At 39.3% G+C, this 24,264-nt stretch carries 29 protein-coding genes and 2 tRNA genes; 23 read left to right on the forward strand and 8 right to left on the reverse strand.

From position 1 onward, the window contains the following. Positions 1-7: 7 nt before the first annotated feature. The 12 genes from ruvC (at position 8) to A379_RS12310 (ending at position 8,808) form a co-directional block, all read left to right on the forward strand. Positions 8-574, forward strand: a complete 567-nt coding sequence (ruvC, locus tag A379_RS12255) for a crossover junction endodeoxyribonuclease RuvC (RefSeq protein WP_369759652.1) — start codon at positions 8-10, stop codon at positions 572-574. A gap of 12 nt (positions 575-586) precedes the next feature. After that, a complete protein-coding gene (gene ruvA, locus A379_RS12260) occupies positions 587-1,219 on the forward strand; it encodes a Holliday junction branch migration protein RuvA (protein WP_040728384.1) in 633 nt (210 codons plus the stop codon). Next, on the forward strand, positions 1,220-2,227 hold the full coding sequence (ruvB, locus tag A379_RS12265) for a Holliday junction branch migration DNA helicase RuvB (protein WP_040728385.1): 1,008 nt from the start codon (positions 1,220-1,222) through the stop codon (positions 2,225-2,227). 105 nt (positions 2,228-2,332) lie between these two features. Continuing rightward, a complete protein-coding gene (gene tolQ / locus A379_RS12270; RefSeq protein ID WP_040728387.1) occupies positions 2,333-3,019 on the forward strand; it encodes a protein TolQ in 687 nt (228 codons plus the stop codon). A 56-nt stretch (positions 3,020-3,075) separates the two neighbouring features. Next, positions 3,076-3,534, forward strand: coding sequence for an ExbD/TolR family protein (locus A379_RS12275; protein ID WP_040728388.1), 459 nt, complete (start codon positions 3,076-3,078; stop codon positions 3,532-3,534). Further along, positions 3,534-4,556 carry a cell envelope integrity protein TolA gene (tolA, locus tag A379_RS12280; RefSeq protein WP_040728390.1) on the forward strand — a complete coding sequence of 341 codons (1,023 nt, stop codon included), beginning with the start codon at positions 3,534-3,536 and terminating at the stop codon, positions 4,554-4,556. The genes A379_RS12275 and tolA overlap by 1 nt, the downstream gene beginning before the upstream one ends. A gap of 120 nt (positions 4,557-4,676) precedes the next feature. Beyond that, complete coding sequence (gene tolB / locus A379_RS12285; protein WP_232744854.1) at positions 4,677-6,026, forward strand: Tol-Pal system beta propeller repeat protein TolB; 1,350 nt, start codon at positions 4,677-4,679, stop codon at positions 6,024-6,026. 222 nt (positions 6,027-6,248) lie between these two features. After that, a complete protein-coding gene (gene pal, locus A379_RS12290) occupies positions 6,249-6,830 on the forward strand; it encodes a peptidoglycan-associated lipoprotein Pal (protein ID WP_040728391.1) in 582 nt (193 codons plus the stop codon). A 9-nt stretch (positions 6,831-6,839) separates the two neighbouring features. Then, a complete protein-coding gene (gene ybgF, locus A379_RS12890) occupies positions 6,840-7,775 on the forward strand; it encodes a tol-pal system protein YbgF (protein WP_051145214.1) in 936 nt (311 codons plus the stop codon). Between the two features lie 2 nt (positions 7,776-7,777). Next, positions 7,778-8,488, forward strand: coding sequence for a 7-cyano-7-deazaguanine synthase QueC (queC, locus tag A379_RS12300; protein WP_051145215.1), 711 nt, complete (start codon positions 7,778-7,780; stop codon positions 8,486-8,488). 101 nt (positions 8,489-8,589) lie between these two features. After that, positions 8,590-8,665: transfer RNA gene (locus A379_RS12305), tRNA-Lys, on the forward strand. A gap of 67 nt (positions 8,666-8,732) precedes the next feature. Continuing rightward, a tRNA-Lys gene (locus A379_RS12310) sits at positions 8,733-8,808 on the forward strand. Positions 8,809-8,866: 58 nt separating this feature from the next. On the opposite strand, the gene upp is transcribed toward A379_RS12310, so the two are convergent. Both upp and A379_RS12320 read right to left on the reverse strand, forming a co-directional pair. Then, the gene (upp, locus tag A379_RS12315; protein WP_040728393.1) at positions 8,867-9,490 is read right to left on the reverse strand and encodes a uracil phosphoribosyltransferase; all 624 of its coding nucleotides are present in this window, start codon (positions 9,488-9,490) and stop codon (positions 8,867-8,869) included. 170 nt (positions 9,491-9,660) lie between these two features. Then, positions 9,661-10,428: a hypothetical protein gene (locus A379_RS12320; RefSeq protein ID WP_040728395.1), complete on the reverse strand. Its 768-nt coding sequence runs from the start codon at positions 10,426-10,428 to the stop codon at positions 9,661-9,663. A gap of 142 nt (positions 10,429-10,570) precedes the next feature. Between A379_RS12320 and A379_RS12325 the strand changes: the two genes are divergently transcribed. From A379_RS12325 to A379_RS12350, 6 genes are all read left to right on the forward strand, one after another. After that, positions 10,571-10,819 (forward strand): hypothetical protein, encoded by a 249-nt coding sequence (locus A379_RS12325; RefSeq protein WP_040728396.1) that lies wholly within the window; start codon positions 10,571-10,573, stop codon positions 10,817-10,819. A gap of 64 nt (positions 10,820-10,883) precedes the next feature. Further along, positions 10,884-11,552, forward strand: coding sequence for a metal-dependent transcriptional regulator (locus A379_RS12330; protein WP_040728397.1), 669 nt, complete (start codon positions 10,884-10,886; stop codon positions 11,550-11,552). 7 nt (positions 11,553-11,559) lie between these two features. Beyond that, positions 11,560-12,618, forward strand: a complete 1,059-nt coding sequence (glnL, locus tag A379_RS12335; RefSeq protein WP_040728398.1) for a nitrogen regulation protein NR(II) — start codon at positions 11,560-11,562, stop codon at positions 12,616-12,618. Next, positions 12,615-14,069 carry a nitrogen regulation protein NR(I) gene (gene ntrC, locus A379_RS12340; RefSeq protein ID WP_051145216.1) on the forward strand — a complete coding sequence of 485 codons (1,455 nt, stop codon included), beginning with the start codon at positions 12,615-12,617 and terminating at the stop codon, positions 14,067-14,069. The genes glnL and ntrC overlap by 4 nt, the downstream gene beginning before the upstream one ends. A 150-nt stretch (positions 14,070-14,219) precedes the next feature. After that, a complete protein-coding gene (locus A379_RS12345; protein WP_040728399.1) occupies positions 14,220-14,990 on the forward strand; it encodes a hypothetical protein in 771 nt (256 codons plus the stop codon). Positions 14,991-15,109: 119 nt separating this feature from the next. After that, positions 15,110-15,649 carry a hypothetical protein gene (locus tag A379_RS12350; protein WP_040728400.1) on the forward strand — a complete coding sequence of 180 codons (540 nt, stop codon included), beginning with the start codon at positions 15,110-15,112 and terminating at the stop codon, positions 15,647-15,649. A 182-nt stretch (positions 15,650-15,831) separates the two neighbouring features. Here the strand turns inward: A379_RS12350 and A379_RS12355 are convergent, their stop codons facing one another. The 3 genes from A379_RS12355 to asd form a co-directional block, all read right to left on the reverse strand. Then, complete coding sequence (locus tag A379_RS12355) at positions 15,832-16,041, reverse strand: cold-shock protein (protein ID WP_040728401.1); 210 nt, start codon at positions 16,039-16,041, stop codon at positions 15,832-15,834. 302 nt (positions 16,042-16,343) lie between these two features. Then, a complete protein-coding gene (locus A379_RS12360; protein WP_040728402.1) occupies positions 16,344-16,682 on the reverse strand; it encodes a P-II family nitrogen regulator in 339 nt (112 codons plus the stop codon). Positions 16,683-16,707: 25 nt separating this feature from the next. Further along, positions 16,708-17,619: an archaetidylserine decarboxylase gene (gene asd / locus A379_RS12365; protein WP_040728403.1), complete on the reverse strand. Its 912-nt coding sequence runs from the start codon at positions 17,617-17,619 to the stop codon at positions 16,708-16,710. Positions 17,620-17,895: 276 nt separating this feature from the next. Here asd and A379_RS12370 point away from each other — a divergent pair, with 276 nt between their 5' ends. The 5 genes from A379_RS12370 (at position 17,896) to A379_RS12390 (ending at position 22,005) form a co-directional block, all read left to right on the forward strand. Then, positions 17,896-19,107 carry an argininosuccinate synthase gene (locus tag A379_RS12370; RefSeq protein WP_040728404.1) on the forward strand — a complete coding sequence of 404 codons (1,212 nt, stop codon included), beginning with the start codon at positions 17,896-17,898 and terminating at the stop codon, positions 19,105-19,107. A gap of 91 nt (positions 19,108-19,198) precedes the next feature. Next, positions 19,199-19,702, forward strand: coding sequence for a phosphatidylglycerophosphatase A (locus A379_RS12375; protein WP_040728405.1), 504 nt, complete (start codon positions 19,199-19,201; stop codon positions 19,700-19,702). A gap of 156 nt (positions 19,703-19,858) precedes the next feature. Next, positions 19,859-20,155: a rhodanese-like domain-containing protein gene (locus A379_RS12380; protein ID WP_040728406.1), complete on the forward strand. Its 297-nt coding sequence runs from the start codon at positions 19,859-19,861 to the stop codon at positions 20,153-20,155. 143 nt (positions 20,156-20,298) lie between these two features. Beyond that, the gene (locus tag A379_RS12385) at positions 20,299-21,561 is read left to right on the forward strand and encodes a dicarboxylate/amino acid:cation symporter (protein WP_040728407.1); all 1,263 of its coding nucleotides are present in this window, start codon (positions 20,299-20,301) and stop codon (positions 21,559-21,561) included. 99 nt (positions 21,562-21,660) lie between these two features. Continuing rightward, positions 21,661-22,005: a hypothetical protein gene (locus A379_RS12390; RefSeq protein WP_040728408.1), complete on the forward strand. Its 345-nt coding sequence runs from the start codon at positions 21,661-21,663 to the stop codon at positions 22,003-22,005. Between the two features lie 114 nt (positions 22,006-22,119). Here the strand turns inward: A379_RS12390 and A379_RS12395 are convergent, their stop codons facing one another. The 3 genes from A379_RS12395 to A379_RS12405 all read right to left on the reverse strand — a co-directional run bounded on the left by A379_RS12395 (position 22,120) and on the right by A379_RS12405 (position 24,200). Then, a complete protein-coding gene (locus A379_RS12395; RefSeq protein ID WP_040728410.1) occupies positions 22,120-22,881 on the reverse strand; it encodes a UDP-2,3-diacylglucosamine diphosphatase in 762 nt (253 codons plus the stop codon). 119 nt (positions 22,882-23,000) lie between these two features. Beyond that, entirely contained in the window at positions 23,001-23,504 is a 504-nt protein-coding gene (locus A379_RS12400) for a peptidylprolyl isomerase (protein WP_040728412.1), read from the reverse strand. 84 nt (positions 23,505-23,588) lie between these two features. Continuing rightward, positions 23,589-24,200 (reverse strand): peptidylprolyl isomerase, encoded by a 612-nt coding sequence (locus tag A379_RS12405; RefSeq protein WP_040728413.1) that lies wholly within the window; start codon positions 24,198-24,200, stop codon positions 23,589-23,591. Between the last annotated feature and the right edge of the window lie 64 nt (positions 24,201-24,264).

Below are 24,264 nucleotides of genomic sequence, written 5' to 3' on the forward strand. Positions count from 1 at the left end.
CTTTTTTATGGCTTGGCGTTTTATGGAACTACCAGGCCTGGTAAAAGGGCAAACATTGACTAAACTCAAACGCATATTAGGTATTGACCCAGGTTCACGTAAAACCGGTTTTGGTATTGTAGAATCAGGCCGTTATCATCCTAATTATTTGGTAAGCGGGGTGATTCGAGTTGAGAAATTTTCTGGTGCGATGCGTTTAAAAAATATCTTTGAATCGGTTTGCCAAATTATCGACCAATACCAACCTGATGTGATGGCGGTTGAGAAAGTATTTGTCTATAAAAACCCAAAGTCAGCGATCACTTTAGGGCAGGCGCGTGGGGTGATTTTATGTGCTGCGGCGATTAAGGGGGTGGATATTATGGAATACACCCCAACGCAGATTAAAAGCACGATTGTCGGTAAAGGCCATGCGGGTAAAGACCAGGTGCAATACATGGTGCAAAATATACTCAAATTGACCGATACACCGCAAGAAGATGCGGCGGATGCATTGGCCTGTGCATTATGTCATGACCGTTATATGTCGTTAGGCATTGATCCAGAGTTGATTTCAAAAGGCTCAAAATTTTAAGGAATATAAAAAGTGATTGGATTGTTAAGAGGCCAGTTGGTTCAAAAACTTCCTCCAATGTTATTGTTGGATGTGAATGGCGTAGGGTATGAAATTGAAGCCCCTATGTCTACCTTCTATCAATTAGAGAAAAAAGAGGGTGATATCACTATTTTGACTCATATGCATGTGCGTGAAGATGCGATGTTATTATTTGGTTTTGCCACAGAATCTGAAAGAGTGCTTTTTAAAACATTGATTAAGGTCAATGGGGTTGGTGCCAAGATGGCATTGGGGATTTTATCGGCTATGTCGGTGAATGAGTTTTGTACCTATGTCGATAATGGCGATATTTCAGCGTTAACCCGCATTCCAGGTGTTGGTAAAAAAACGGCAGAGCGTTTACAAATAGAAATGCGTGATAGGCTCAAGCCAATCGTTGAATCAGGTGTGTTGGATTACCAACCGCAAATTACCAGTAGTGGCGCTCAAACGGCGATTCCAACAACGGGCTTTGCTAACTCAATAAAGCAGTCAGCATCTGAAGCATTGATTGCGTTAGGATACAAAAATACCCAGGCAGAAAAAATGGTTGCAGGAGCTTTTGAGGAAGGGTTAACATTAGAAGCCCTAATTAAACGTGCCTTACAAGGAGTAAAATTGTAGATGATTGAAACCGATCGCATAATTGGCAGTCAGGAGATTGCTGATGATATCTACACAGCTCCTTCCGTAAGACCGCAGCAAATTAATGAGTACATTGGTCAACAAGCGGTTCGTGAACAATTACAGCTCTCTATGGATGCCGCTAAAATGCGTGGTGAAGCCTTAGACCATGTATTGCTGTACGGGCCACCAGGCCTGGGAAAAACCACTTTATCGAATATTATCGCCCAAGAAATGGGTGTAACATTACGTCAAACTTCAGGGCCTGTGATTGAAAAACCAGGGGATTTAGCGGCGATTTTGACACGTTTAGAACCGCATGATGTTTTGTTTGTGGATGAAATACATCGTCTAAGCCCGATTGTTGAAGAAGTTTTGTATCCTGCAATGGAAGATTTTCAAATTGATATCGTGATTGGTGATGGACCAGCGGCACAAAGTGTCAAAATCGATTTGCCTCCATTTACTTTGGTAGGGGCAACCACAAGAGCTGGTTTACTAACATCCCCATTACGTGATCGTTTTGGCTTAGTACAGCGTTTAGAATTTTATACGCATGATGAATTAACCGAGATTGTAACGCGTTCTTCGCATATTTTAGGAATGCATTCAGAGCTTGAAGGAGCAAAAGAAGTCGCTCGTCGTTCTCGTGGTACACCACGAATTGCCAATCGTTTATTAAGACGTGTACGCGATTACGCTCAAGTAAAAGGCGATGGTATCATTACTCAAGTGATTGCTGATTCTGCTTTAAATCTGCTGGAAGTTGATACGCTCGGACTAGATAAGATGGACAGACGTTTTTTAGAAACACTGATTCACAAGTTTGAAGGCGGGCCAGTTGGGATTGACAGCATGGCAACCGCTTTAGGTGAAGAGCGCGGTACGATTGAAGATGTGATTGAACCATTTTTGGTTCAACAAGGTTTTTTGGTAAGAACGCCAAGAGGGCGAATGGCCACCTCACACGCCTATAAACATTTGAACTTTGAACAAATTGCCAAATAAAAGTAATATAATTACATTTTGTATTTGGGATGAGTGTCGCTAAAGCCATACTCACCTAACGTAAATTAACTTGATTAACCTCCAAATAAATGGAAAGAGAAGACCATGAACGATAGTGATTTAATTGAAATTGTATTAAGTGCTAGCCCTGTTGTAAAAGCTGTTATGGTGTTGCTAGCAGCAATGTCTCTAGCCGCATGGTCGGTGGCTTTTGCCAAATCTTATCAAGTCAGAAAAGCCATACGAGAGGCAAAAACATTCGAAAAAACATTTTGGGAAACTCAGGAGTTATCGACTCTTTATCATTCGGTTGAGACCGATAGAGCATCAGCGACGGGTCTAGCGTTAGTTTTTGCTGATGGGTTTAAAGAGTTTGCACGTTTAAAACAACAAGGTGTTGGTGAAGCTACAGATTTAATTTCAGGCGCACAAAGAACCATGAAAATAGCGTTTTCTAAACAGGCAGATAAGTTAGAAAATCATTTATCATTTTTAGCTACCGTGGGGTCATCTGCCCCTTATATTGGTCTTTTTGGAACGGTTTGGGGGGTTATGCACGCTTTCCAATCGTTAGGTGATGTTCAACACGCTACTTTAGCCGCCGTTGCTCCTGGTATTTCTGAAGCATTGATTGCAACAGCAATCGGTCTTTTTGCTGCGATTCCTGCCGTTATTGCTTATAACCGTTTAACAAATCAAGTAGATCGTTTATTAAGTGAATATGAAAACTTTGCAGAAGGTTTCTTAACGATTTTGCAACGCCAAGCACACAGTGTGACTAAGCAAGATTAATTGCCGCTTAGTTATGGCTCAAGAGTTAAGCGATAAAAAAGTTTTTAGGAAGATATATGCAAAACGGTTTTAGAAGCAATAGACAGAAAAAACGCCTAATGGCAGAAATCAATGTAGTGCCATACGTTGATGTCACCTTGGTCTTGTTAATTATCTTTATGGTGACAGCCCCTATTGTTCAGCAAGCGGTTACGGTTAGCTTGCCACAAACGCCTGAGGTGACCAAAAAAATGATTCCAGTGACAGAAGAGAATAAACCTTTTGTTATTACCGTAACAGAAGATGGTATGTATAAAACGTCAGAGCAACCCGAGATTGTTCTTAGTAATAAGGACTTAGAAAGTTTGGTGGCCGAAGTGATTGCACGTTCACAACTCAACCAAGAGCAAGCGATTTATATTCAAGGTGATCGCCGAGCGCCTTATGGAAAAGTTGTGCACATTTTTGTTTTATTAAAAGCAAACGGCGTTGAAAATGTTTCTTTAATGACTGAACCTGAGTTGGTAAAACCGTAATGTTGAAATTTATTGTTAAACACCCGATTTCTATTTTTTTAGCCCTCGTTTTGCATATTTCGTTAGTTACTGCCTTTAGTGTTCAGTGGCTGGATGAGCCAGAAAAAATCAAGATTTCTTCAGAGGGTGAAGAGAGTGTTGAAATCAAACAGGTAGCGACACTCGAACCTATGAAGACGTTTACCGTGGACTCTAGTCAGGTTCAGGCTCAACTAGAAAAAATTAAAGCGGAACAAGAGGCTAAGCGTCAAGAGCAAAAGAATCTACAAGCTAAAACGCAAGAAGAGCGTGAACGATTAAAAGAGCTAAAAAAGAAGCAAGAAACCGAAAAAGCGAAAGCGGATAAAGCGAAACAGTTAGCTGAAGAGCAAAAGCGTAAAGCCGAAGCTGAGCGTAAGAAAACTGAAGAAGCGAAACGTTTAGCTCAGATAGAGAAGAAAAAAGCCGATGCCGAACGTAAGAAGGCTGAACAAGCAAAACAAGCCGCTATAGAAGCGGAGCAAAAAAGTAAAGAAGCTAAGCAAAAAACCGCTCTTGCTGAGAAACAGCGTCTAGAAGAAGAGAAGAAAAAGAAAGCTTTAGAAAAAGAGTTGGCTCGTAAAGCAGAAGAGAACAAAGCGCTTGAAAAGGCGGCTATAGAAGCCAAACGTGAGAAAGAACAGCAAGAAGCGGCTGCGGCATTACAGCGTCAATTAGATCAAGAGGCTGCTGAGCAGCGAGAAGCTCAGAAGCGTAAACAAATGCTGTCCTTGAGAGAGACCTATATTTCATCTATTACCGCTAAGGTAAAAGATAATTGGCGCACACCGGCAAGAATTTCACCTGAAGCGCAATGTGATCTAAAAATCACCCAATCACCAACGGGGAGTATTACCAGCGTAAAAGTGTTGAACTGTAATAAGTTTGCTAGTAAACAGTTTAAAGAGGCGGCAGAAAAAGCGGTCTATCGAGCGGAACCTCTACCAGCTCCTCCTGTTAAAGAGTTGTTTGAGCGAGAGATAACGTTTGAATTTAAACCTTAAACAATTTCAGAAACATTAACTTACCAGGCCTGGTTATCCATTGAGTGAAAACCAGGCCTGCTTATTGATTGGTTTTGAGATAATATTTAATTAATGAATTGAAAAATAGCGGTGACTACTTTGAGTTTACTAAAAACATTAAGAGCTAAAATTCAACCAGCTTTACTCACGATATTGATGGTTTTTTCGTTTCCTGCTTGGTCAGAATTGACCATTGAAATCAATGAGGGCTATGAGAATGCATTACCTATTGCGATTGTCCCGTTTGGTTATTCTGAACTAGCGGATTTAAAACCAACAATGACTCAAACGAATCAACGGAAAGCCCCTGTGGATTTGGCAGCGATTGTGAGTGCGGATTTAAGACGAAGCGGTCATTTTAATCCACTTGCTAGAACGGTTTTACCATCAAACCCAACGGATATTGATGGTATTGATTTTGACAGTTGGAAAACGTTAGATATCGATAATATGTTAATTGGTAACCTGGTTTCACAGGGAAATGGCCTTTATCAAATTGATATGCGTTTTATGGATGTATTGCGTAAAAACCAAGTGATTGGAAAACGTTGGACAAATATTCCTAAATCGAATCTTAGACAAATTGCACACCAAATGAGTGACTTAATTTATGAAGAGCTAACGGGTGTACGTGGTGCATTCAATACACAAATTGCTTACGTTACTTTACAAAAAGTCGGCGGTAAGCGACTGTATACTTTAGAAATCTCAGATGCGGATGGTTATAACCCTCAACCGATTTTAAAGTCTAAGATGCCAATTATGTCACCGAGTTGGTCTCCAGATGGTACTAAACTCGCCTATGTCTCTTTTGAAAGCGGTCGTTCAAATATTGTTGTGCAAAGTTTAGATGGAAAATACCGAAAAATCATTGCTAATTACAAAGGAATTAACGGTGCTCCTGCGTGGTCTCCAGATGGTACTAAAATGGCTTTAACGCTTTCTAAAGATGGCAGTGCTGATGTGTATATTATGGATTTATCGACACAAAAACTGCGTCGTTTAACTCGTAATTATTCAATTGAAACAGAGGCGGCTTGGGCTGCAAATGGGAACTCTTTGTTCTTTAACTCAGACCGTCGTGGTCAACCGCAAGTTTTTCAGGTATTTTTAGATACAGGTGAAATACGTCGTGTCACGTTTGAGGGGAAATATAATGCTAATCCAGAAGTTTCTCCAGATGGGCGCTACTTGGCCGTTGTTCACGGGCAAGGGGGCTTTCATATTGCCTTACAAGATTTATATACCAATGAATTCAATGTGCTCACTGAAACCTATTTAGATGAGTCACCAACATTTTCGCCAAATGGTGAAATGATTCTTTATGCGATGAATAAAAATGGTAAAGGTGAGCTTGCGGTGGTTGCAATTGATGGTAAGACATCACAAACCTTGAAAGTAAAAAATGGTGAAGTTCGTGAGCCAGCTTGGGGGCCTTATCTAAATTGATAGGGAACTAATGTAAATATTAAATATAAAGAGACCTTTGCACGAGTCGAAGAACGTATAAAAACGGCTATAATCCTCTATCTTCAGGCTAAAAAATCCGCCCAATAACTCGTTATTAAGCGTATTTTTTAGCCTAAATCTAAAGAATTCTATCTCGTTTTTCTTACGTCCCTGACTCGTGCAAAGGTCTCAAGATTTAACTAAATATTAAAGAGGTTAAACATGCATACATTACAAAAAATTTTCTCTATTGCTGCAATCTCACTTCTTACGGCCTGTAGCTCAGCGCCAGAAAGAGGTGGAGATGGTGCTAATGATCCTGAAGTTAGTACTGATACTGCGCCTGGCGTGGGTGGAGCAGGGCAAGCTGATTCAGGAGTGGAAGTACTTCCCGCACATGGTTCTCAAATGGGAGGGGGGGAACTCTCTGAAGGGCAATCATTAGATGGTATGAAAATGATGGATGTTGATAGTATTTATGAACCGTTAATTTATTTTAAATATGATCAATATGAATTAGATGATGAAGGCACCGACGTGGTTCGTTATCACGCCAATATTTTGTTACAGAATCCAAGACAAAAATTGGTTTTAAAAGGTCACACTGATGAACGCGGTACGCCTGAATATAATTTAGCTTTAGGTGAAAAACGTGCTAAAGCGGTAGAGCAAGCTATGATGTTGTTTGGTGTTGAACAAAGTCGTATAGAAGTGGTCAGTTTTGGTGAGGAGCAACCTGCTGTTGCTGAAAGCAATGAGTTAGCATGGCAAAAAAATCGTCGTGTTGAAATTATCATTAAATAAGGAACTATGATGCGTAAAACTGTATTAATTACAGCTATTTCAGGTTTGTCGTTAAGTTTAGCGTTACCCGTCAATGCAGCACAGGGCGCAACCTTAGATCAGCGTGTAAACCGTTTAGAACGAATGATGGAAAATCCAGTTTTATTACAATTAAGCCGTCGTTTGGGTGAGCAGCAACGTGATATTCAATCGCTTCAAGATGAAAATGATCGTTTAAAGCGTGATTTACGTAGCTTACGAGCTTTGATGGATAAACGCTATAAAGAAAGTGATGATCGTTTGAGTTCGCTTGAGGGCGGAAAACTTAAAGCAAGTGGTTTAGCGCCTGTAGAGGAGAAAGCAGAATCTGATGTAGCTTCTAATACGAATACTGTGCAATCTGATGCTAAAGTTGATGGCCAAACAGAATTAACAAATACTCGAGTTGAAGAGCGTGTTTTGCCTTCTGTTAGTGCAGAAACGACTAAAGTTGAAGCAGAAAAAAATGCCTCCAAACCCGAAAGTGAGGAAGTCCCTTCAACAACAGAAGTTGTGCCTAATGAAGTCGCTAAGATTGAAACGCGACCTGCTACTGACGTTGAAAAAGAGAAGTACAAGAATGCTTTTGCTTTAATGAGAGCATCCAAATACGATGCTTCAATTAAAGACTTTCAAGAGTTTATTTCTCTCTACCCAGAAAGTGAATTGGCAAGTAATGCGGCTTATTGGAGTGGTGAAGGATATTTGATTAAAGGTCAAAATCAAAAAGCGCTAGATGCTTTTTTAACGGTTATTAAACGTTATCCTGAGTCATCAAAAGTACCAGATGCCACTTTACGAGCTGGCGACAGTTATGAGAATTTAGGCAATAAAGAACAAGCTATAAAGTTTTACAAAGAGATTATTGAATCTCGTCCACATAGTCGAGCTGCCAAAAATGCACAAAAACGCTTGGAGAAGCTGTAATTATGTTTGAAGGTCAAGTGAACACTTCTAATAATCAAGCTAAAGCGGTTATTTTGCTGTCAGGTGGCTTAGATTCAGCAACGGTTTTAGCGATTGCTAAATCACAGGGGTTTGAGTGCCACACTATGAGCTTTGATTATGGTCAGCGTCATAAAGCTGAACTGGTTGCAGCCCAAAATCTAGCCCAAAACCTGGGGGCAAAAACGCATAGAGTGATGAGTATGGATATGCGAGCGATTGGTGGTTCGGCACTGACGGATGACTCTATTGATGTGCCCGTTTCTGGTGTTGAAGAGGGTGCAATTCCAATTACTTATGTTCCTGCTCGCAACACAGTGTTCTTGTCTTATGCATTAGGTTTGGCAGAGGTTCTTGAAGCGGATAATGTATTTATTGGTGTGAACGCTGTTGACTATTCTGGCTACCCTGATTGTAGGCCAGAGTATATTGCCGCATTTGAAACCATGGCTAATTTAGCCACTAAGGCAGGTGTGGAAGGTCATAAAATGCATATTCAAACACCACTAATCGATTTAACCAAAGCTGAAATTATTCAGCAAGGCTTGGCAAATGGGGTAGATTACAGTTTAACGGTCTCTTGTTATCAAGCAGATGATTTGGGGCGTGCTTGCGGTGAGTGTGACTCGTGTCGCTTGAGAAAACAAGGGTTTAGCGATGCTGGTGTTGCCGATCCTACTATTTATCAATCTTAACTTCCCATGCGGATTGAAATAAAATTTAAATAAATCTTAAATAATTGTCAAAAGGGCTTGCACACTTTTCGCAGGCTTGTATAATACGCCCCATTCCAAGCGGGTCGTTAGCTCAGCTGGTAGAGCAGTTGGCTTTTAACCAATTGGTCGAGCGTTCGAATCGCTCACGACCCACCATTTACTCTGGGTTTGTTTGGAAAGTATTGAGCTGTTTAAAATGAGTATAAATTTTAAATAACGATTTGGGTCGTTAGCTCAGCTGGTAGAGCAGTTGGCTTTTAACCAATTGGTCGAGCGTTCGAATCGCTCACGACCCACCATATTCTTAAACCCCGTGCTTAACATTGTTAACACGGGGTTTTTTATTGCCTAAGTTTCTTATTCAGGTGTGTTAAAAGCCCTGTCTCCAGCATCTCCCAGGCCTGGGTAGATAAATTTATTCTCGTCTAATCTTTCATCAATTTGGGCAATTGTGATTGCGACATCACTATGGTTATTGAGTACGCTTTTAATGCCTTCTGGTGAACCAATAATATTTAGGCTAAGAATTTGTTTAGGATGATGTTGTTTAACAAGAGCGATAGCATCTGATAAAGAACCACCCGTAGCAAGCATTGGATCAAGTAGGATCACCGTTTTTCCTGAACAGTCTGGTAAGCGTTGGTAGTAGGTTTTAGCTATATGGGTGGTTTCATCACGCTTCATGGCTAAAAAGCCATTGGGAGCATCGGGAAGTAAGTTTTGCAATCCATTTAACATAGGCATTCCAGCACGCATTATTGGAATAAGGACTAATTCATTCTGATTAATAAAGTCAAAAGGTAAGTCGCCTTGCCAAGTTGTGACTATGTGGCTTTTTAAGTTTAAGGATTTGCTTGCTTCATAAAATAGTAGGCGTGTTAACTCTTCAACAATTTGTTTAAACTGGGCGGCATTGGTTTCAGTTTTACGTAAACGGTTAATCAATTCAGCTACTAAAGGGTGGGAGAGTTCTTTAATCATATAAACCTCTGAAATAGATGTGTCTCATATCGGTTTATCTTAAAGCATAAAAGTGGTGTTGTAATATTTAAGGTAAATATGAGAATGGGGAGGGTGTTTAGCGGTTAGTAAAATTAAGATAATGAAAAAGCACCAGGCCTGGTGATTGGTAATTACCAGGCCTGGTTATTTTATAAGTGTTTTGCTGCGAGAGTGCGTAGTTTGTGAATTTCTAAGCCCGCTTTATCTGCAAAACCAATCGCTCTTGTTAGTCGTGCTGGTGCTGAGCGCCCCATACAACCATGTTCAAGGTCTCCATTAATCGCTTCTAATAAACCTTCCATAAGGCGTGGGCGGTCATTTTGCGTTTCGGTTAGCCAGTCCTGAATATCTAAAACATCATTAGCCACGGCTTGCATAATATTAGAGTGTTGGTTCGCTAATGTATCTACATTACCGCCAACTTCAAGCCCTGCAATATTTGTGGTTAAAATATAAAGGTTTTTGCGAACAAGTTCGTAGGTTAGCTCTTCTTCAGTATCGATTACAAAACTGGGCAAATCAATTTGCGCTAAAGCATCAAATACTAATTTTGCATTTGCACCATAAATTGGCGAAGGTAATACGACTTTGCTATCCATGCCTTTTTTCTTTTCAAACCATACTGAGATAACAGTTGGATTTTTGATTTCAGCGGCTATCCAGTCTCTGGGCAGTAATTCATTTTGCAAAAGAATGACTTTGTCTTTCCACTGTTGTGGAATCTCTGCTAATGTTTGCTCAATATCTGCCTCACCTACGGCTACAAGAACTGCCGCAGGATTTGGGATGCTTTTTGCAATTACATCAGAATCCATCTCACGCGTAATACCTTGTACAGGATACCCTAAACGTAAAAATCCGCGTGCAAAAACGCTGCCTAGTTCACCTAGCCCAATGACAATAATGGGATCTTTCATGTAATGACCTCTAATCATATTATTTTAAAATTTGTTGGGAATTGGATTGTGCAAAGTTGCACCAAAATGGCTTAAGTTATCCAACAGCCGTTGCATTTGAGTGTAGAATATAAGCCATAAATAATTATCTGGAATCTTAACAATGAATCAACAAAAAGCAAAGTTTACTTGGCATTACTATGTAATGGCTTTTGGAGCTTTACTGGCCATGCTAGCAGCTACTTTAGGCACTGTAGGTGGTATTGTGTCAGGGCTTGCAATTGCAATTCTCAGTCACCCTAAAATTCAATTTCAAGGTGTGGCAAGATTTGTATTTTATATCTTATTTATGATTCTTTATATTTTGGCATTTCCTGATGCTGAGGTTGTTAGAGAGATGATGACGAATTAATCTGAGTTGAATGAGTTAATCCGCAAAATGCTATTAGAGAAAAATATGTTAGGAATTCATTTACATGGCATCTAAAGCCTTAGAAGATTATTTAAAAATTATATATAAACTGGAAGACAGCGGTTCGGTAGAAAAAGGGGTTCAAACTTCGATTATTGCAGAACGCTTATCCATTTCTCAAGCGTCCGTGTCTAATATGATTAAAAAGTTAGCGGATAAAAACTACATTTCATATGCTCCCTATTATGGCGTGAGCTTGACTGAATCAGGCCGAAAAATTGCTTTGAATATGATTCGTAAACATCGAATCTTAGAGCAGTATTTGGTTGAGAGGCTGGGGTATTCTTGGGATGAGGTTGATGAAGAGGCTGAGGTTTTAGAACACGCTATTTCTGATAAGCTGGCCAATAGAATGTGGGATGATTTAGGTCAGCCGACACACGATCCGCACGGTTCACCAATACCCAGTATTGCAGGTGAAGTAACGAAGCATAATTGGTTACCTTTGGTGGAGGTGCCATTGCAAGAGACGGTTTTGGTCAAACGTATTAAAAACCGAAGCCCTGAAGAGTTGCGTTACCTTGCTAATATTGGTTTAACCACTGGAGCTAGCTTACGTATAAAAAATATCGCCCCTCTTAATGGTCCTTTATTGGTTGAAGTGAATGAAGGTGAAGCCCATGCGATTGATTACCGTTTGGCATTGGCTTTACAGGTTTCGTATAAAAAGTGAATAATTGATGATGTCTAATAGTTTTTTTAATGAGGTGCTTGAAGGCTTAACAACCGCTGTTATGTGGCTAGATAAAGATGAACGTATCCAGTTCATGAATGTGGCAGCAGGTGAGATATTTCAAGTGAGTCCAAACCGTATGTTGGGCGAAAGTTGGCAAGTGTTATTACCAGGCCTGGTAGAAAACCTTGCTGATTCCATTGATAAAAAGATTACCATCCATGAATATTCCGTCACCATTCAAGGTTTTGATAAATTGAGAATCAGTACCACAATCACTCCTTATGAACTTGATGGAAAAATGGGATGGTTGTTTGAGATTTATAATACTGAACGACACCATCGAATTGTTGAAGAGGATGAACGCTGGCATCAATATGAAGCGGGAAATCTGTTAATTAAAACGCTTGCACATGAAGTAAAAAACCCACTTGCGGGTATATTTGGAGCCACACAATTACTGCAAAAACGTTTTGAGCCAGATGCGAAAGAGTCGGATTTTTTAGAAATTATTTCCCGTGAAGTGTTACGTTTAAAAAATTTAGTTAATCGCATGTTAGGGCCAGAAAAAACAGCACAAAAAGAGCCCTATAACGTTCACGAACTCATTCGATATGTACTGCAGATTATTGAAGGTGAAAAGCCTGAAAATGTCTATATAAAGATTGATTACGATCCAAGTATTCCAGATATTCTGATGGATTTTGAGGCCATGGTGCAAGCCATACTTAACTTAATACAAAATGGCCTCCAAGCGATGAGTGAAACGGGTGGCTTTTTAACCATTAAAACACGTGTTGAACATAAATTTACCTTGGGAGCGAAAACCTATCCTTTAGTAGCCATGATTAGCATTAAAGATGAAGGTGAAGGGATTCCTGAAAGTGTCTTTGACTCCATCTTTTACCCAATGGTAACGAGTAAAAAAGAAGGAACTGGGTTGGGGCTACCTGTCGCACAAAATGTGCTCCGTAAACACGATGGACTTATCGTGGCTGAAAGTGAACCAGGTAACACTGTGTTTACGGTCTATTTACCCTTGAAACAGAAGGAAGATGAAGAATGAGTTTTGATCAAAAAGCCAATGCCAATGGCGATATTATTGAGCCAATTGTTTGGGTGGTGGACGATGATGCCTCAATTCGTTGGGTGTTAGAAGCAGCATTAGAAGATAGACCTTATATTGTCAAAATTTTTGATTCTCCCTTAATTGCTTTGAAAGCCTATGATGAATTTCCACCATCGGCTGTGATCAGTGATGTCAGAATGCCTGATATGGATGGGTTAACATTCATGGAAGCACTGCATGAATTGGATAAGCAAATTCCCGTTATTATTATGACAGCGCATGCAGACTTAGACACCGCTGTTAAGTCGTTCCAGAGTCGTGCATTTGAATACCTACCAAAACCGTTTGATATTGATGAGGTTTCGGTTTTAGTTGATAGAGCGGTAAAACGTTTTCAATCGGGCGGTGTTAAGCGAGTTAAACGAAGCCCTAAAGCTGAAAAACAGCCGTTAAATATCATTGGTGCAGCCCCTGCAATGCAGGAGGTGTTTCGTGTTTTAGGGCGAGTTTCACAGTTGGATGTAACGGTTTTAATTAATGGTGAAACAGGTACGGGTAAGGAGTTGGTTGCCCAAGCCTTACATGAATTAAGTCCACGCTCAGAAGGGCCTTTTGTTGCCCTCAATACGGCTGCAATCCCAAGAGAGTTATTGGAGTCTGAGCTGTTCGGGCATGAGAAAGGTTCTTTTACAGGAGCACATTCGCAACGAGTCGGGCGTTTTGAACAGGCGGACGGCGGTACACTCTTTTTAGATGAAATTGGAGATATGCCTGTTGATTTACAAACACGATTGTTGCGTGTTTTGAATGATGGAAGTTTCTATCGAGTAGGGGGTAAAAGTGCAATTAAAACCAATGTTCGTATTGTAGCGGCAACCCACCAAAATATGGAACAGCTTGTTCGTGAAGGTAAGTTCCGAGAAGATTTGCTTTACCGTTTAAATATCATCCGAATTAAAGTCCCTGCTTTACGTGAAAGGTCTGAGGATGTGCCTTTATTACTGCGTTTCTATTTAGAAAAAGAAGCGCGTGGTCTCGGTTTAGAGGAAAAGATATTAAGTAAAGAAGTAACAAAGTTTTTATCAGGCCTACCTTGGCCAGGTAATGTTAGACAGCTGAGAAGTCTATGCACATGGTTAACAATTATGGCGCCTGATAAAACGGTATATATGGATGATATGCCTCTTGAGTTACAGCATCCTGCTCAAGATGACGATGATGATACCGCAGGTGATAATTGGGAAAAACCACTAAGAAGATGGTCTGAAGCGTTTTTAAAGAGTGGGCGTGAAGGTTTACACACCTCAGCAGAACAAATTTTTGAAAAAGTATTGATTGAAGTGGCTATGAAAGCATCTGGTAATCATCGTCAAAAGGCTGCAGTCTTGTTAGGCTGGGGGAGAAATACCTTAACCAGAAAAACTCAGGCTTTAGGTTTAGATGAATAAAGTGATTATCTTGTGAATTAAGGGATTGATAAAATAGCCTAATTTACAATTTAATTATCTAGGCAGGTAACTTGCTTTGTTTGTAGGTGTAATCTTGGGTATTACAATAACCAGGCCTGGTTATTTTATTGGGTCTGTTAGGAAAACCATATGATTTTAGAGTTTTGGCAATATTTAACAACCTCTACTAAAATTGAACAGGCAAAAAAAATGGGATATGTAAAAGAAGCCATTGCTATGCAAGCCCGAGCCAAGCGCTGTCAAAATGAGTGGGGAGAACATTATTTAAATTGTCAAAATGCCATATTAAAAGCCTCACAGCGTGCTGTGCAACATCGTACGGTATTGGTTTTTGGCGCAGGCTCTTTAAATGATATACCCTTATCCGAGTTAGCAAATCAATTTGAAACTGTATTACTGGTGGATCTGGTTTTTTTGTCTTCAGCACAAAATACAGCCAAACAGTATGAGAATGTTTTTCTAATTGAGCATGATATTACCGAGTCTTTAGAGTGGATCTCTGATGGAAAAGACATGGTTCAGACCCCTTCGGCATGGTTGGACGATGATTCAATTGATTTAGTTGTTTCATTAAATATTATTACTCAGTTACCATTAATTCCAGCTAGGTGGCTTTTAAACGACTTTAATCTATCAGAAGATGCCGCAGATATTGTGGGTAAGCAACTTATCTTTGCACATATGCACTACCTTAAACAGTTTTCTGGAGAGGTTTGTTTGATTGCTGATCGTTTAGGTATTGAGTTTAATGAGCGTGGCCAAGAAATTGATCGTTTTGACCCGTGGTGGGATGTAGAGCCTCCCAAAGCAGACTATACTTGGGAATGGGAGGTTATTCCACTTGGTGAAGCAGGCTCAAGTAAGTGGCAAAAAAATCGTGTTGGTGTCTCTTTTTTATAACCATCGGCATAAAGCTCGCATTTTTGTATAACTCTTTATTTATATCAATCATTACGCTTCCTAATCGATAAGCAACTCAATCTTGTTAAAATAATCAAAACTCTATTACAGGATAAGCTATGGCCGTTTTAATTGAAGGTTACTCAATTGTTATTAATAAGAAAGAAGCATTACATAAGCAAAGTGCACTCGATTTACTGGGAGCTGTTGAGGGGACACTTCACCCGACGGCGATTTGCTCTGACCAAGATTTATTAAGAATTGGGTTTCTTGATTTAGCACAGGTTAATGAGTTTTTAGCCGCACTTGAAGGCGTAGGTTTTACTCAAGGTAAAGAGATGGTGATGGTTTCACAGTTTGGTGAAATAAAAACTCCAGCAGACTGGTTAAAAATTCAATTTACAAAACTTAAAGACAATACCTTGACTTGTCTTGCTACATTGCAGTCAGCAGAGTCGGTTAAGGGCGTTGCTATGCCCAAAGGCTGGAGTATTGAAACTTCGTTATTAAAACGCTATTTTGAAGAGCGTTCTATCTATATGCATGAGTATTATGAGTTGGTTGGTGATGAGCCAATGCACGATATTTATCGAAATAGAGAAACGGGCAGTGAAGTGCGACTGTTAAAGTTAATAATGAAACCAATGGATGAAGCTTAGCTACAGTAGTTATGAACAGCTCATTCATATTTACCAGGCCTGGTAATTTTGATGGATTGCCCAGTCTTGAGTAATGAATTTCAGTAGAAAGAAATAGAATGTTAAATATAGAATGTTAGATACAAAAAAGGGAAGCAAATTGCTTCCCTTTTTTTATTTAAGCTTGAATATCAAGTTATCAATTAGATAGCTACGATGTTCTCAGCTTGAGGACCTTTAGGACCTTGAGTTACTGTGAACTCAACTTGCTGACCTTCAGCAAGCGTTTTGAAACCGTCACCAGAGATAGCACTGAAGTGTGCGAAAACATCTGGACCAGATTCTTGCTCTAGAAAACCAAAACCTTTAGATTCGTTGAACCACTTAACGGTTCCTTTAACTGTATTAGACATAATAATGTACCTGAATTTTATAAATAGAGTTGTGCCATAAATGGCTTGTGTAGCAGTGGAAATCTTGACTTTACTTTTAAAACTTCAGAACGGGTGTTACGAATAAAACAACGAAATGTAGGATATAAATTGTAGGGCTTTCTTTCTTGCTGGGTATAACAATACAGAGATTATGCGCTAAAGTCTAGTAATAGTTTTTTTTATTTTAAAAGAAAGGGGATAATTTGCTAAAAACAAGATTAGGTACAATAAAAAAAACGCCACAAAGTGGCGTTTTAGCTGTTTTATAACGAGTATGAAAACTAAAGAGCTTCGGTTCCTGTTTCGCCTGTACGGATACGAATGGTTTGTTCAATATTGGTTACAAAGATTTTCCCATCACCAATTTTACCCGTTTGTGCTGCTTGAATAATGGCTTCTATAGCAGAATCAACCATTTCACCTTTGATAGCAATCTCCAGCTTTAGCTTGGGCAGAAAGTCCACTACATACTCAGCGCCACGATACATTTCAGTGTGGCCTTTTTGACGACCATAACCTTTGACTTCTGTGACGGTCATACCATGAATTTCGATTTCATGAAGGGCATCACGAACGTCATCAAGTTTAAATGGTTTAATCACTGCTGTAATGAGTTTCATATTTATTCCTTAAAGTTAAGAATGTTTAGTGTTCCGAGTGATCTTCTTGCGTTTTATTTGAAGCCGTTTCACTGGTGTTTGGATATTCTGCCAAATGTTGACCCATTTGAATAGGGGTATCTGGATGAATCTTTCCTAATTCTGGTAATTGTCCCTCTGGTGTAAGTAAAACCACAGTAGAACCCATGTTAAATCGACCGATTTCATCACCTTTAGCAAAGCTAATATTGTCTTCAGTATAATCCCAGTGCTGAATCATCGGTTCGTAATCAGGGGTGATTTTGCCTTGGAATACCGTTTCCATGCTTCCCACAAAGATAGCTCCGACCATAATTAAACAAAATGGACCTTTTTCACTTTCAAAACGAATGACTAAACGTTCATTGCGGGCAAATAAACCATCTACTTGACGAACGGTTGCAGGGTTTACAGCAAATAAATCACCAGGTACATAGGTCATAGACAGGAGTTTTGCATCAATAGGAATATGAATACGGTGGTAATCTTTTGGCGAAAGATAGATAACGGCCGCTTCCCCGTTTTGGAATATTTTTGCATAACCAATATCACCACCTACTAAGGCTTCAACTGTATATGGGTGGCATTTGGCCTGAATGATTTTATTGCCTTCGATATGTGTTGATTGACTAATAACACCATCTACTGGGCTTACCCAACTATTTGGTTTGTCATCAATAGGGCGTGCTTCTGGTTTTAATGCACGCGTAAAGAAAGCATTAAAGCTTGGGTAGTTTTCAATGTTTTCATCGGCCGCTTCACTGATATTGATGTCGTAAATTTTAGTCAGCAATTTAATGACATTGTTTTTTATCCAAGGGGTTTCAACCTGCATAAACCAATGCATGCCACTAGACAGCAGGTGTTTAGGAATAAAATATTGGGGTGTGACTTTAATAAAGTCCATAACTTTTGCCATTACAAAGCTTTCCTTACAAGAAAAATAATATATTAATTTAATGGTTTATGGGATTCTAAAGTAAAAAATTCAAGGTGGCTAGCCAATATTTAAATTTACAATTGAAGACTTTTAATACAAATCATCAGTCAAAACATTTTAGTGTAAATATATAGGCTGTTTTGGATGCTTAACAACTTGTTTTTAATGTGGTTGTTTCGTCTAAATGTATGATGTTTTAAGCCGTTTCATGTATAATTCGCGCAAAATAAATGTTTCATTACAAGGAAAGCAATCATGTCTGATATCAAAAAAGTCGTTTTAGCCTATTCTGGAGGTTTAGATACTTCAATTATCGCTAAGTGGTTACAAGATGAATATAACTGCGAAGTGGTCACTTTCACGGCGGATATTGGCCAGGGTGAAGAGATTGAACCTGCACGTGCAAAAGCGCAAGCAATGGGGATCAAAGAAATCTACATTGAAGACCTTCGTGAAGAGTTTGCACGTGACTTTGTTTTTCCGATGATGCGTGCTAATGCCATTTATGAAGGTGAGTATCGTTTAGGTACCTCAATTGCTCGTCCTTTAATTTCTAAACGTTTGGTTGAAATTGCTAAAGAGGTAGGAGCGGATGCTATTTCTCACGGGGCTACTGGTAAAGGTAATGATCAGGTACGTTTTGAGTTAAATGCTTATGCATTAATGCCTGATGTTAAAGTGATTGCTCCATGGCGTGAGTGGGACTTGATGTCTCGTGAAAAACTGATGGCTTACGCTGAAGAACATAATATTTCTGTTGAAAAGAAAAAAGGTAAAAAATCACCGTATTCAATGGATGCTAACCTGTTACATATCTCTTATGAAGGCGGGATTATTGAGCATCCAGAGAATGAGCCAGAAGAAGATATGTGGCTATGGACAGTTTCCCCAGAAAACGCACCAGATGTGGCAACTTACTTAGATATTGAATTTGAGAAGGGTGATATTGTTGGTATTAACGGTGACAAAATGTCTCCTGCTACGGTTATGGAATACCTAAATAAAGTGGGTGGTGAAAACGGTATTGGTCGTGATGATATTGTTGAAAACCGTTTTGTAGGTATGAAAGCGCGTGGTTGTTACGAAACACCTGCTGGAACGATTATGCTTAAAGCACACCGTGCAATGGAGTCGTTAACATTAGACCGTAATGCCGCTCACCTTAAAGATGAGTTAATGCCTAAGTATGCAGAAATGATCTATAACGGGTTCTGGTTTGCACCAGAACGTGAAATGTTACAAGCGTTAATCGACCAGTCGCAGACTTATGTAACGGGTAATGTGCGTGTTAAATTGTACAAAGGTAATGTGGTGGTTGTAGGTCGAGCTTCTGAATACAGCCTATTTGATGAAGCGATTGCGACCTTTGAAGAAGATGGTGGGGCTTATAATCATAAAGATGCAGAAGGATTTATTAAATTAAATGCTTTACGTTTGAAAACATCAGCTAAAAAACGCGTTAAGTAATCTTCGTGTTGTAACCTAAAAACAGCGTTATTATTAACGCTGTTTTTGTTTGTGAAGTTTGAAACACCATTTATTTTAAAAGTAGTGCACTATGTCTAAAAATAACCCACGCATACCTGCCTTTTCTGAGTTAATGAAGCACCCTTTTTTGATGTTGGGGTTTGGCTTCGGTTCGGGTTTGCTACCTAAGGGGCCTGGTACAGCAGGTACGGCTTTGGGATTGGTTTTGTATGTGCCTATTCTACTCTGGTCTGAAGTTGCGGCTTGGATTGTACTTATTGCAGGTTTGTTTGCGGGGAGTTACATTTGTGGTAAATCCTCAGAGTATATGCAGGTACATGACCATGGTGGCATTGTATGGGATGAGTTTGTCGGTATTTGGCTAATATTGTTAGTATTACCTGTTCAGAATTGGCAATACTGGCTATTGGCTTTTGTGGTGTTCAGAGTATTTGATATATTTAAACCTTGGCCTATTAAAACGGTAGATGAAAAGGTCTCAGGTGGTTTTGGGATAATGTTAGATGATGTTTTAGCCGCGATGTATTCAATTTTTGTTATTTGGATTGTTTACCTTATGACAGTAAATTCTTAAAAGAGAGTGAATGTATTTATACCTTGTTCTTATTTGGGTATAAAAGATGCTTATTAACATATTAATAAGTTTAAAAGTCATATAAGTATAAAAAAATGCACTTTTAAGGTATATTACGCACCAAATAAAAAAGTATAACTGGGAGTTAGAATAAAGATGTTTATTCCATGCGATGATGCAAAACGTTTAATCAAAGAAAAAAATGCGCAGTTAGTTGATGTCAGAACTCCTGAAGAGTTTGCAATGAGCAAATTGCCTGGCGCTATTAATATTCCACTACAAGACATAGATCGTGTAGGTGAAAGCATGTTAGATGCAGATTTACCAGTGATTGTGTTCTGCCGCTCTGGTCAGCGTTCACACATGGCGATGCAGATTTTACTGTCTCAAAATTTCGCTGAAGTGTATAACTTGGGTTCTTTTATGGCTTGGCATCAGTGTCCAGATTTATAATCTAACGTCAAAACTTCTTATTTAAAAGCGCTTAAAGCATATCGTTTTAAGCGCTTTTTTTGTATTATCAAACCAGACTTTTAAAGACCTGTAACAGGTGACTAATCATCTGTTTTAGGTATTGAAAATTTTAAGGACAAAATATGAAACTTGCACTGCATTGGCAAATTCTAATCGCACTGGTTCTAGCGGCCGCAATGGGAGCCTATACCGGAACTGAAGGGACCATTATAGGAATCCATTGGTTAGCCATTTATACTTTTATTGGTACGTTGTTTTTAAATGCGCTAAAAATGATTGTAGTCCCACTCGTGGTTTCGGCCATTATTACGGGTATTGCAAATGTCGGTAGCCAAGGCGGTTTTGGTCGATTAGGCATGAAAACACTCGGTTATTACGTTGCAACCAGTTTTATCGCGATTTTAATTGGACTGGTTTTAGTCAATATCATACAGCCAGGCGTCACGGGGAATCCACCTCCCGTTATTGAAGCCAATGAAACAGTGTCTATGGCTGTTGAAGGCAAGTCCGCTGGTGATGTGGTTGACGTTTTTTTAAGAATGATTCCAACCAATATTGTTGATGCTGCGGCAGAAGGGCAGATGTTGGGATTAATCTTCTTTAGTTTATTGTTTGGTTTTTTCATGACGCAATTAAAAGGCGATGCCGCCAAAACAATGAACAATTTTTGGCAAGGCGTTTTTGATGTGATGATGCTGATTACTGAACTGGTGATGAAGTTTGCACCGTTCGGCGTGTTTGGGTTAGTGGCCGCTTCCGTGGCCAAAACAGGTTTTGATCAGTTTGGGAATCTTGCGTTATTCTTTGTTACAGTGGTTGCGGCCTTAGCCATCCATTTATTTGTCGTTATGCCAATAATCTTACGAGTGTTTGGTGGTATTAAAAATCCATGGTTGCATTATCAAGCAATGGCTCCCGCCTTATTAACCGCCTTCTCAACAAGTTCGTCCTCCTCTACATTGCCTATATCGTTAAATGCCGTTGAGCATCGAGCAGGGGTTTCAAACCGTGTTACCAGTTTTGTATTGCCTTTAGGTGCAACAGTGAATATGGATGGAACGGCTCTATATGAGTGTGTTGCTGCAATCTTTATTGCGCAATTATTCGGTGTTCAGCTCGATTTTGCCACTCAATTATTAATTGTTATTGTTGCATTAACGACTTCGATTGGCGTGGCGGGTATTCCATCAGCAAGTTTAGTGGCAATCAGTATTATTTTGGTAGCGGTTGGCTTGCCTGCAGAGGCAATCGGTTTGTTGCTTGTTGTAGACCGATTATTGGATATGATGCGAACCGCTGTGAATATATTTAGTGATTCTGTCGGAGCGGTTGTGATTGCAAAATCGGAAGGTGAAAAAGACATTCTTGTTTCTAAAGAATTCTAATTTCTAAACTGACTGCTCAGCATTAAATGATGAAGACTGGGTTGTTTTTTAGGTCACATTTTAATTTGTTGAGTTAACTCATTTGAAAAGGATAGACCGTTGAAAATTATCATTGCAGACTTAGCAGGCCTGGTTGGTTTACCTAATAAAACTATCAGCCAAAAAATTAAAGATTCATTATCAAGCTGTATTGAAAATTACAGTGAGGATTTTGTGCAGGATATGAGTCACATTAGCCAAGCGGCCAACTACGCTGGAAATATTGCAGTAGATGAGATTGTTCACTTAAAAGACAATCTATATCGTTGTGATTATAGTTACGACTGGGCGATTGCTTGGACCTGCTCTGGAACTCAAGAGGCTGGCAGAGTAAAAGAAAAGGTACGTTTTACAGTGAATGATAATGGGGAATTAGATTTTAAGTTTTTACAGCTTGATATGTGAATTGAGTAGATATACTACATTAGTATTCAATTAATAGAAGCCACTTTAAAAGTGGTTTTTTTATCTTCATTATTGATAGTAAGCAGGCTTTAAAGATGGTTTAAAGCTTGTGCACTATTTTGGCGTGGGATAGGTTTTAAAGTGTGGGCCAGAATGGTCAATTTTTATAACTTCAGCCTGAGGTCGCCAATCACCTAGTACCCATCTATGTAAGGTTTTATGTTCAGCTTCAATTGTGTGGTGAGCTGGACGATGTGTGTGACCGTGAATCATGTGAGTCGCTTGAGGAAATCTTTTGAAGATTTCGCATAAAGCTTGCTGGTTTACATCCATGATTTGTTGGGGCTTATCTTGACTGTACTCTTTTGAGTTTTTACGCATTTTATGGCCAATATTGAGTCGGCGTTTACGGCTTAGATGCAAAAATAACCATTGTACAAATGGGTTTCTAAATATTTTACGCATACGTTGATAACTAATGTCATCGGTACATAAGCTATCACCATGTATCAATATGTAGGGTTCATCATAAAGAGATGCGATAGTGATATCTTCAATAACTTTAATGCCAGTTGCTTTGCAGAAGGCTTTACGCATCAAAAAGTCACGGTTGCCATACTGTAAAAAAATTTTAAGCCCGTTATCCGTAAGTTGTTTGAATTTGGAAATGAAAGGGGCGTATATCTCTAAACCAATATCATCCCCCACCCACATTTCAAAAAGGTCACCTAAAATATAAAGGGCATCCGCCTTGGGGGCTTCATTTTGTAAAAAATTGAGAAAGGTGTCGTTAATAGGGTGATGTGGTACAGGTTGCAAGTGAATGTCTGCAACTATAAGCGTATAGGGAGAGGGTTTTGGGCTTATTAGGTTCATTAGGCGATTCTAACAATAAAGCGAATAGAGCGGTAAAAGAAAAAGCCAAGTGTTCAGAAGGTGAGATATATCAATCTCCTCTAAACGACTTAGCCAGAATCGCTATCTAGAAAAGAAAACTAATCTTCGATTAACGTTGTTTTAAGAATGGTTATGTCATCGACAGGCACGTCTTGGTGTCCCATTCGGCTTGTTGTTTCTACACCTGCCATCGCATCAACCACATCCATTCCTTCTGTAACTTTACCAAAGACGGCATAACCCCAGCCTTGCATGTCTTTACCAGTATGGTTTAGGAAACTGTTGTCTTTTAAGTTAATAAAAAACTGGGTAGTGGCAGAGTGTGGATCCATTGTGCGAGCGTATGCTAGAGTTCCACGATCATTTTTTAAACCATTGTCAGCTTCGTTTTCAATGGGGGCGCCAGAATCTTTTTCTTGCATGCCTTCAACCATGCCACCACCTTGCACCATAAAGTTAGGGATAATGCGGTGAAAGATTGTATCTTTATAAAAACCATCCATAACATAGTGGACAAAGTTTTCAGCGCCAATTGGCGCCTTTTCATCATCTAGTTCAACGGTGATATTACCCATGGTGGTTTCAATAATTACTTTTGACATGATTGTTCCTTGTTTGAGTCTTTAAATTTTACGCACGCTATTTTACTTGATTTCCAGAATCAATTACTTGATTTCCAGAATCAATTACTTGATTTGACGGGCTTTAATGATTTTTATGGTTTCAACGGGAACATCTTTCATGCCGTTTTTGAACCCCGTCTTTTTCATACGAATTTTATTTACCGCTTTCATCCCGCTGGTCACCTTACCAAAAACGGCATATCCCCAAGCACGAGGTGTTTTTTCACGAAAATCTAAAAAGGTATTTTGAGCAACATTAATAAAAAATTGTGCGGTTGCAGAATGTGGGTCATTGGTTCTCGCCATTGCGACTGTACCAATACGGTTACGTAAGCCATTGTCTGCTTCATTTTGAATAGGGGCGTGAGTGATTTTTTTATTAAAATCTTCAGTAAATCCACCACCTTGAATCATAAATCCAGGAATTACGCGGTGAAAGATTGTGTCATCATAAAACCCCTCATTGACGTATTTAAGAAAGTTTTCAACCGTTTTAGGTGCCTTATTCGGATACAGCTCCATTACAATGGTACCTTCTGTCGTTTCAACCAAAACCTGAGGGTTTTCCATTGCCGTAGAAGTATTGGTCGCGGGTGCTGTTTCAGCAAAAACAGTTGTGCTAATCAATAAGGTCAGTAAGCTAGCTTTAAGGGTTAAAAACACTCTTCTTGTCATGATTCACTCCAAAATTATTAATATAGATAAGATACAATAACCGCATTCTAACACCTAGGCCTAC

The sequence above is a fragment of the Thiomicrorhabdus sp. Kp2 genome (genome assembly GCF_000478585.1).
Lineage (GTDB): Bacteria > Pseudomonadota > Gammaproteobacteria > Thiomicrospirales > Thiomicrospiraceae > Thiomicrorhabdus.

Excerpts from the sequence above, each read along its gene's own strand:
- ruvC (WP_369759652.1), top strand. The coding sequence starts at position 8 with ATGGCTTGGCGTTTTATGGAACTACCAGGCCTGGTAAAAGGGCAAACA.
- ruvB (WP_040728385.1), top strand. The coding sequence starts at position 1,220 with ATGATTGAAACCGATCGCATAATTGGCAGTCAGGAGATTGCTGATGAT.
- tolQ (WP_040728387.1), top strand. The coding sequence starts at position 2,333 with ATGAACGATAGTGATTTAATTGAAATTGTATTAAGTGCTAGCCCTGTT.
- A379_RS12275 (WP_040728388.1), top strand. The coding sequence starts at position 3,076 with ATGCAAAACGGTTTTAGAAGCAATAGACAGAAAAAACGCCTAATGGCA.
- tolA (WP_040728390.1), top strand. The coding sequence starts at position 3,534 with ATGTTGAAATTTATTGTTAAACACCCGATTTCTATTTTTTTAGCCCTC.
- pal (WP_040728391.1), top strand. The coding sequence starts at position 6,249 with ATGCATACATTACAAAAAATTTTCTCTATTGCTGCAATCTCACTTCTT.
- ybgF (WP_051145214.1), top strand. The coding sequence starts at position 6,840 with ATGCGTAAAACTGTATTAATTACAGCTATTTCAGGTTTGTCGTTAAGT.
- queC (WP_051145215.1), top strand. The coding sequence starts at position 7,778 with ATGTTTGAAGGTCAAGTGAACACTTCTAATAATCAAGCTAAAGCGGTT.
- upp (WP_040728393.1), bottom strand. The coding sequence starts at position 9,490 with ATGATTAAAGAACTCTCCCACCCTTTAGTAGCTGAATTGATTAACCGT.
- A379_RS12320 (WP_040728395.1), bottom strand. The coding sequence starts at position 10,428 with ATGAAAGATCCCATTATTGTCATTGGGCTAGGTGAACTAGGCAGCGTT.
- A379_RS12325 (WP_040728396.1), top strand. The coding sequence starts at position 10,571 with ATGAATCAACAAAAAGCAAAGTTTACTTGGCATTACTATGTAATGGCT.
- A379_RS12330 (WP_040728397.1), top strand. The coding sequence starts at position 10,884 with ATGGCATCTAAAGCCTTAGAAGATTATTTAAAAATTATATATAAACTG.
- glnL (WP_040728398.1), top strand. The coding sequence starts at position 11,560 with ATGATGTCTAATAGTTTTTTTAATGAGGTGCTTGAAGGCTTAACAACC.
- ntrC (WP_051145216.1), top strand. The coding sequence starts at position 12,615 with ATGAGTTTTGATCAAAAAGCCAATGCCAATGGCGATATTATTGAGCCA.
- A379_RS12345 (WP_040728399.1), top strand. The coding sequence starts at position 14,220 with ATGATTTTAGAGTTTTGGCAATATTTAACAACCTCTACTAAAATTGAA.
- A379_RS12350 (WP_040728400.1), top strand. The coding sequence starts at position 15,110 with ATGGCCGTTTTAATTGAAGGTTACTCAATTGTTATTAATAAGAAAGAA.
- A379_RS12355 (WP_040728401.1), bottom strand. The coding sequence starts at position 16,041 with ATGTCTAATACAGTTAAAGGAACCGTTAAGTGGTTCAACGAATCTAAA.
- A379_RS12360 (WP_040728402.1), bottom strand. The coding sequence starts at position 16,682 with ATGAAACTCATTACAGCAGTGATTAAACCATTTAAACTTGATGACGTT.
- asd (WP_040728403.1), bottom strand. The coding sequence starts at position 17,619 with ATGGCAAAAGTTATGGACTTTATTAAAGTCACACCCCAATATTTTATT.
- A379_RS12370 (WP_040728404.1), top strand. The coding sequence starts at position 17,896 with ATGTCTGATATCAAAAAAGTCGTTTTAGCCTATTCTGGAGGTTTAGAT.
- A379_RS12375 (WP_040728405.1), top strand. The coding sequence starts at position 19,199 with ATGTCTAAAAATAACCCACGCATACCTGCCTTTTCTGAGTTAATGAAG.
- A379_RS12380 (WP_040728406.1), top strand. The coding sequence starts at position 19,859 with ATGTTTATTCCATGCGATGATGCAAAACGTTTAATCAAAGAAAAAAAT.
- A379_RS12385 (WP_040728407.1), top strand. The coding sequence starts at position 20,299 with ATGAAACTTGCACTGCATTGGCAAATTCTAATCGCACTGGTTCTAGCG.
- A379_RS12395 (WP_040728410.1), bottom strand. The coding sequence starts at position 22,881 with ATGAACCTAATAAGCCCAAAACCCTCTCCCTATACGCTTATAGTTGCA.
- A379_RS12400 (WP_040728412.1), bottom strand. The coding sequence starts at position 23,504 with ATGTCAAAAGTAATTATTGAAACCACCATGGGTAATATCACCGTTGAA.
- A379_RS12405 (WP_040728413.1), bottom strand. The coding sequence starts at position 24,200 with ATGACAAGAAGAGTGTTTTTAACCCTTAAAGCTAGCTTACTGACCTTA.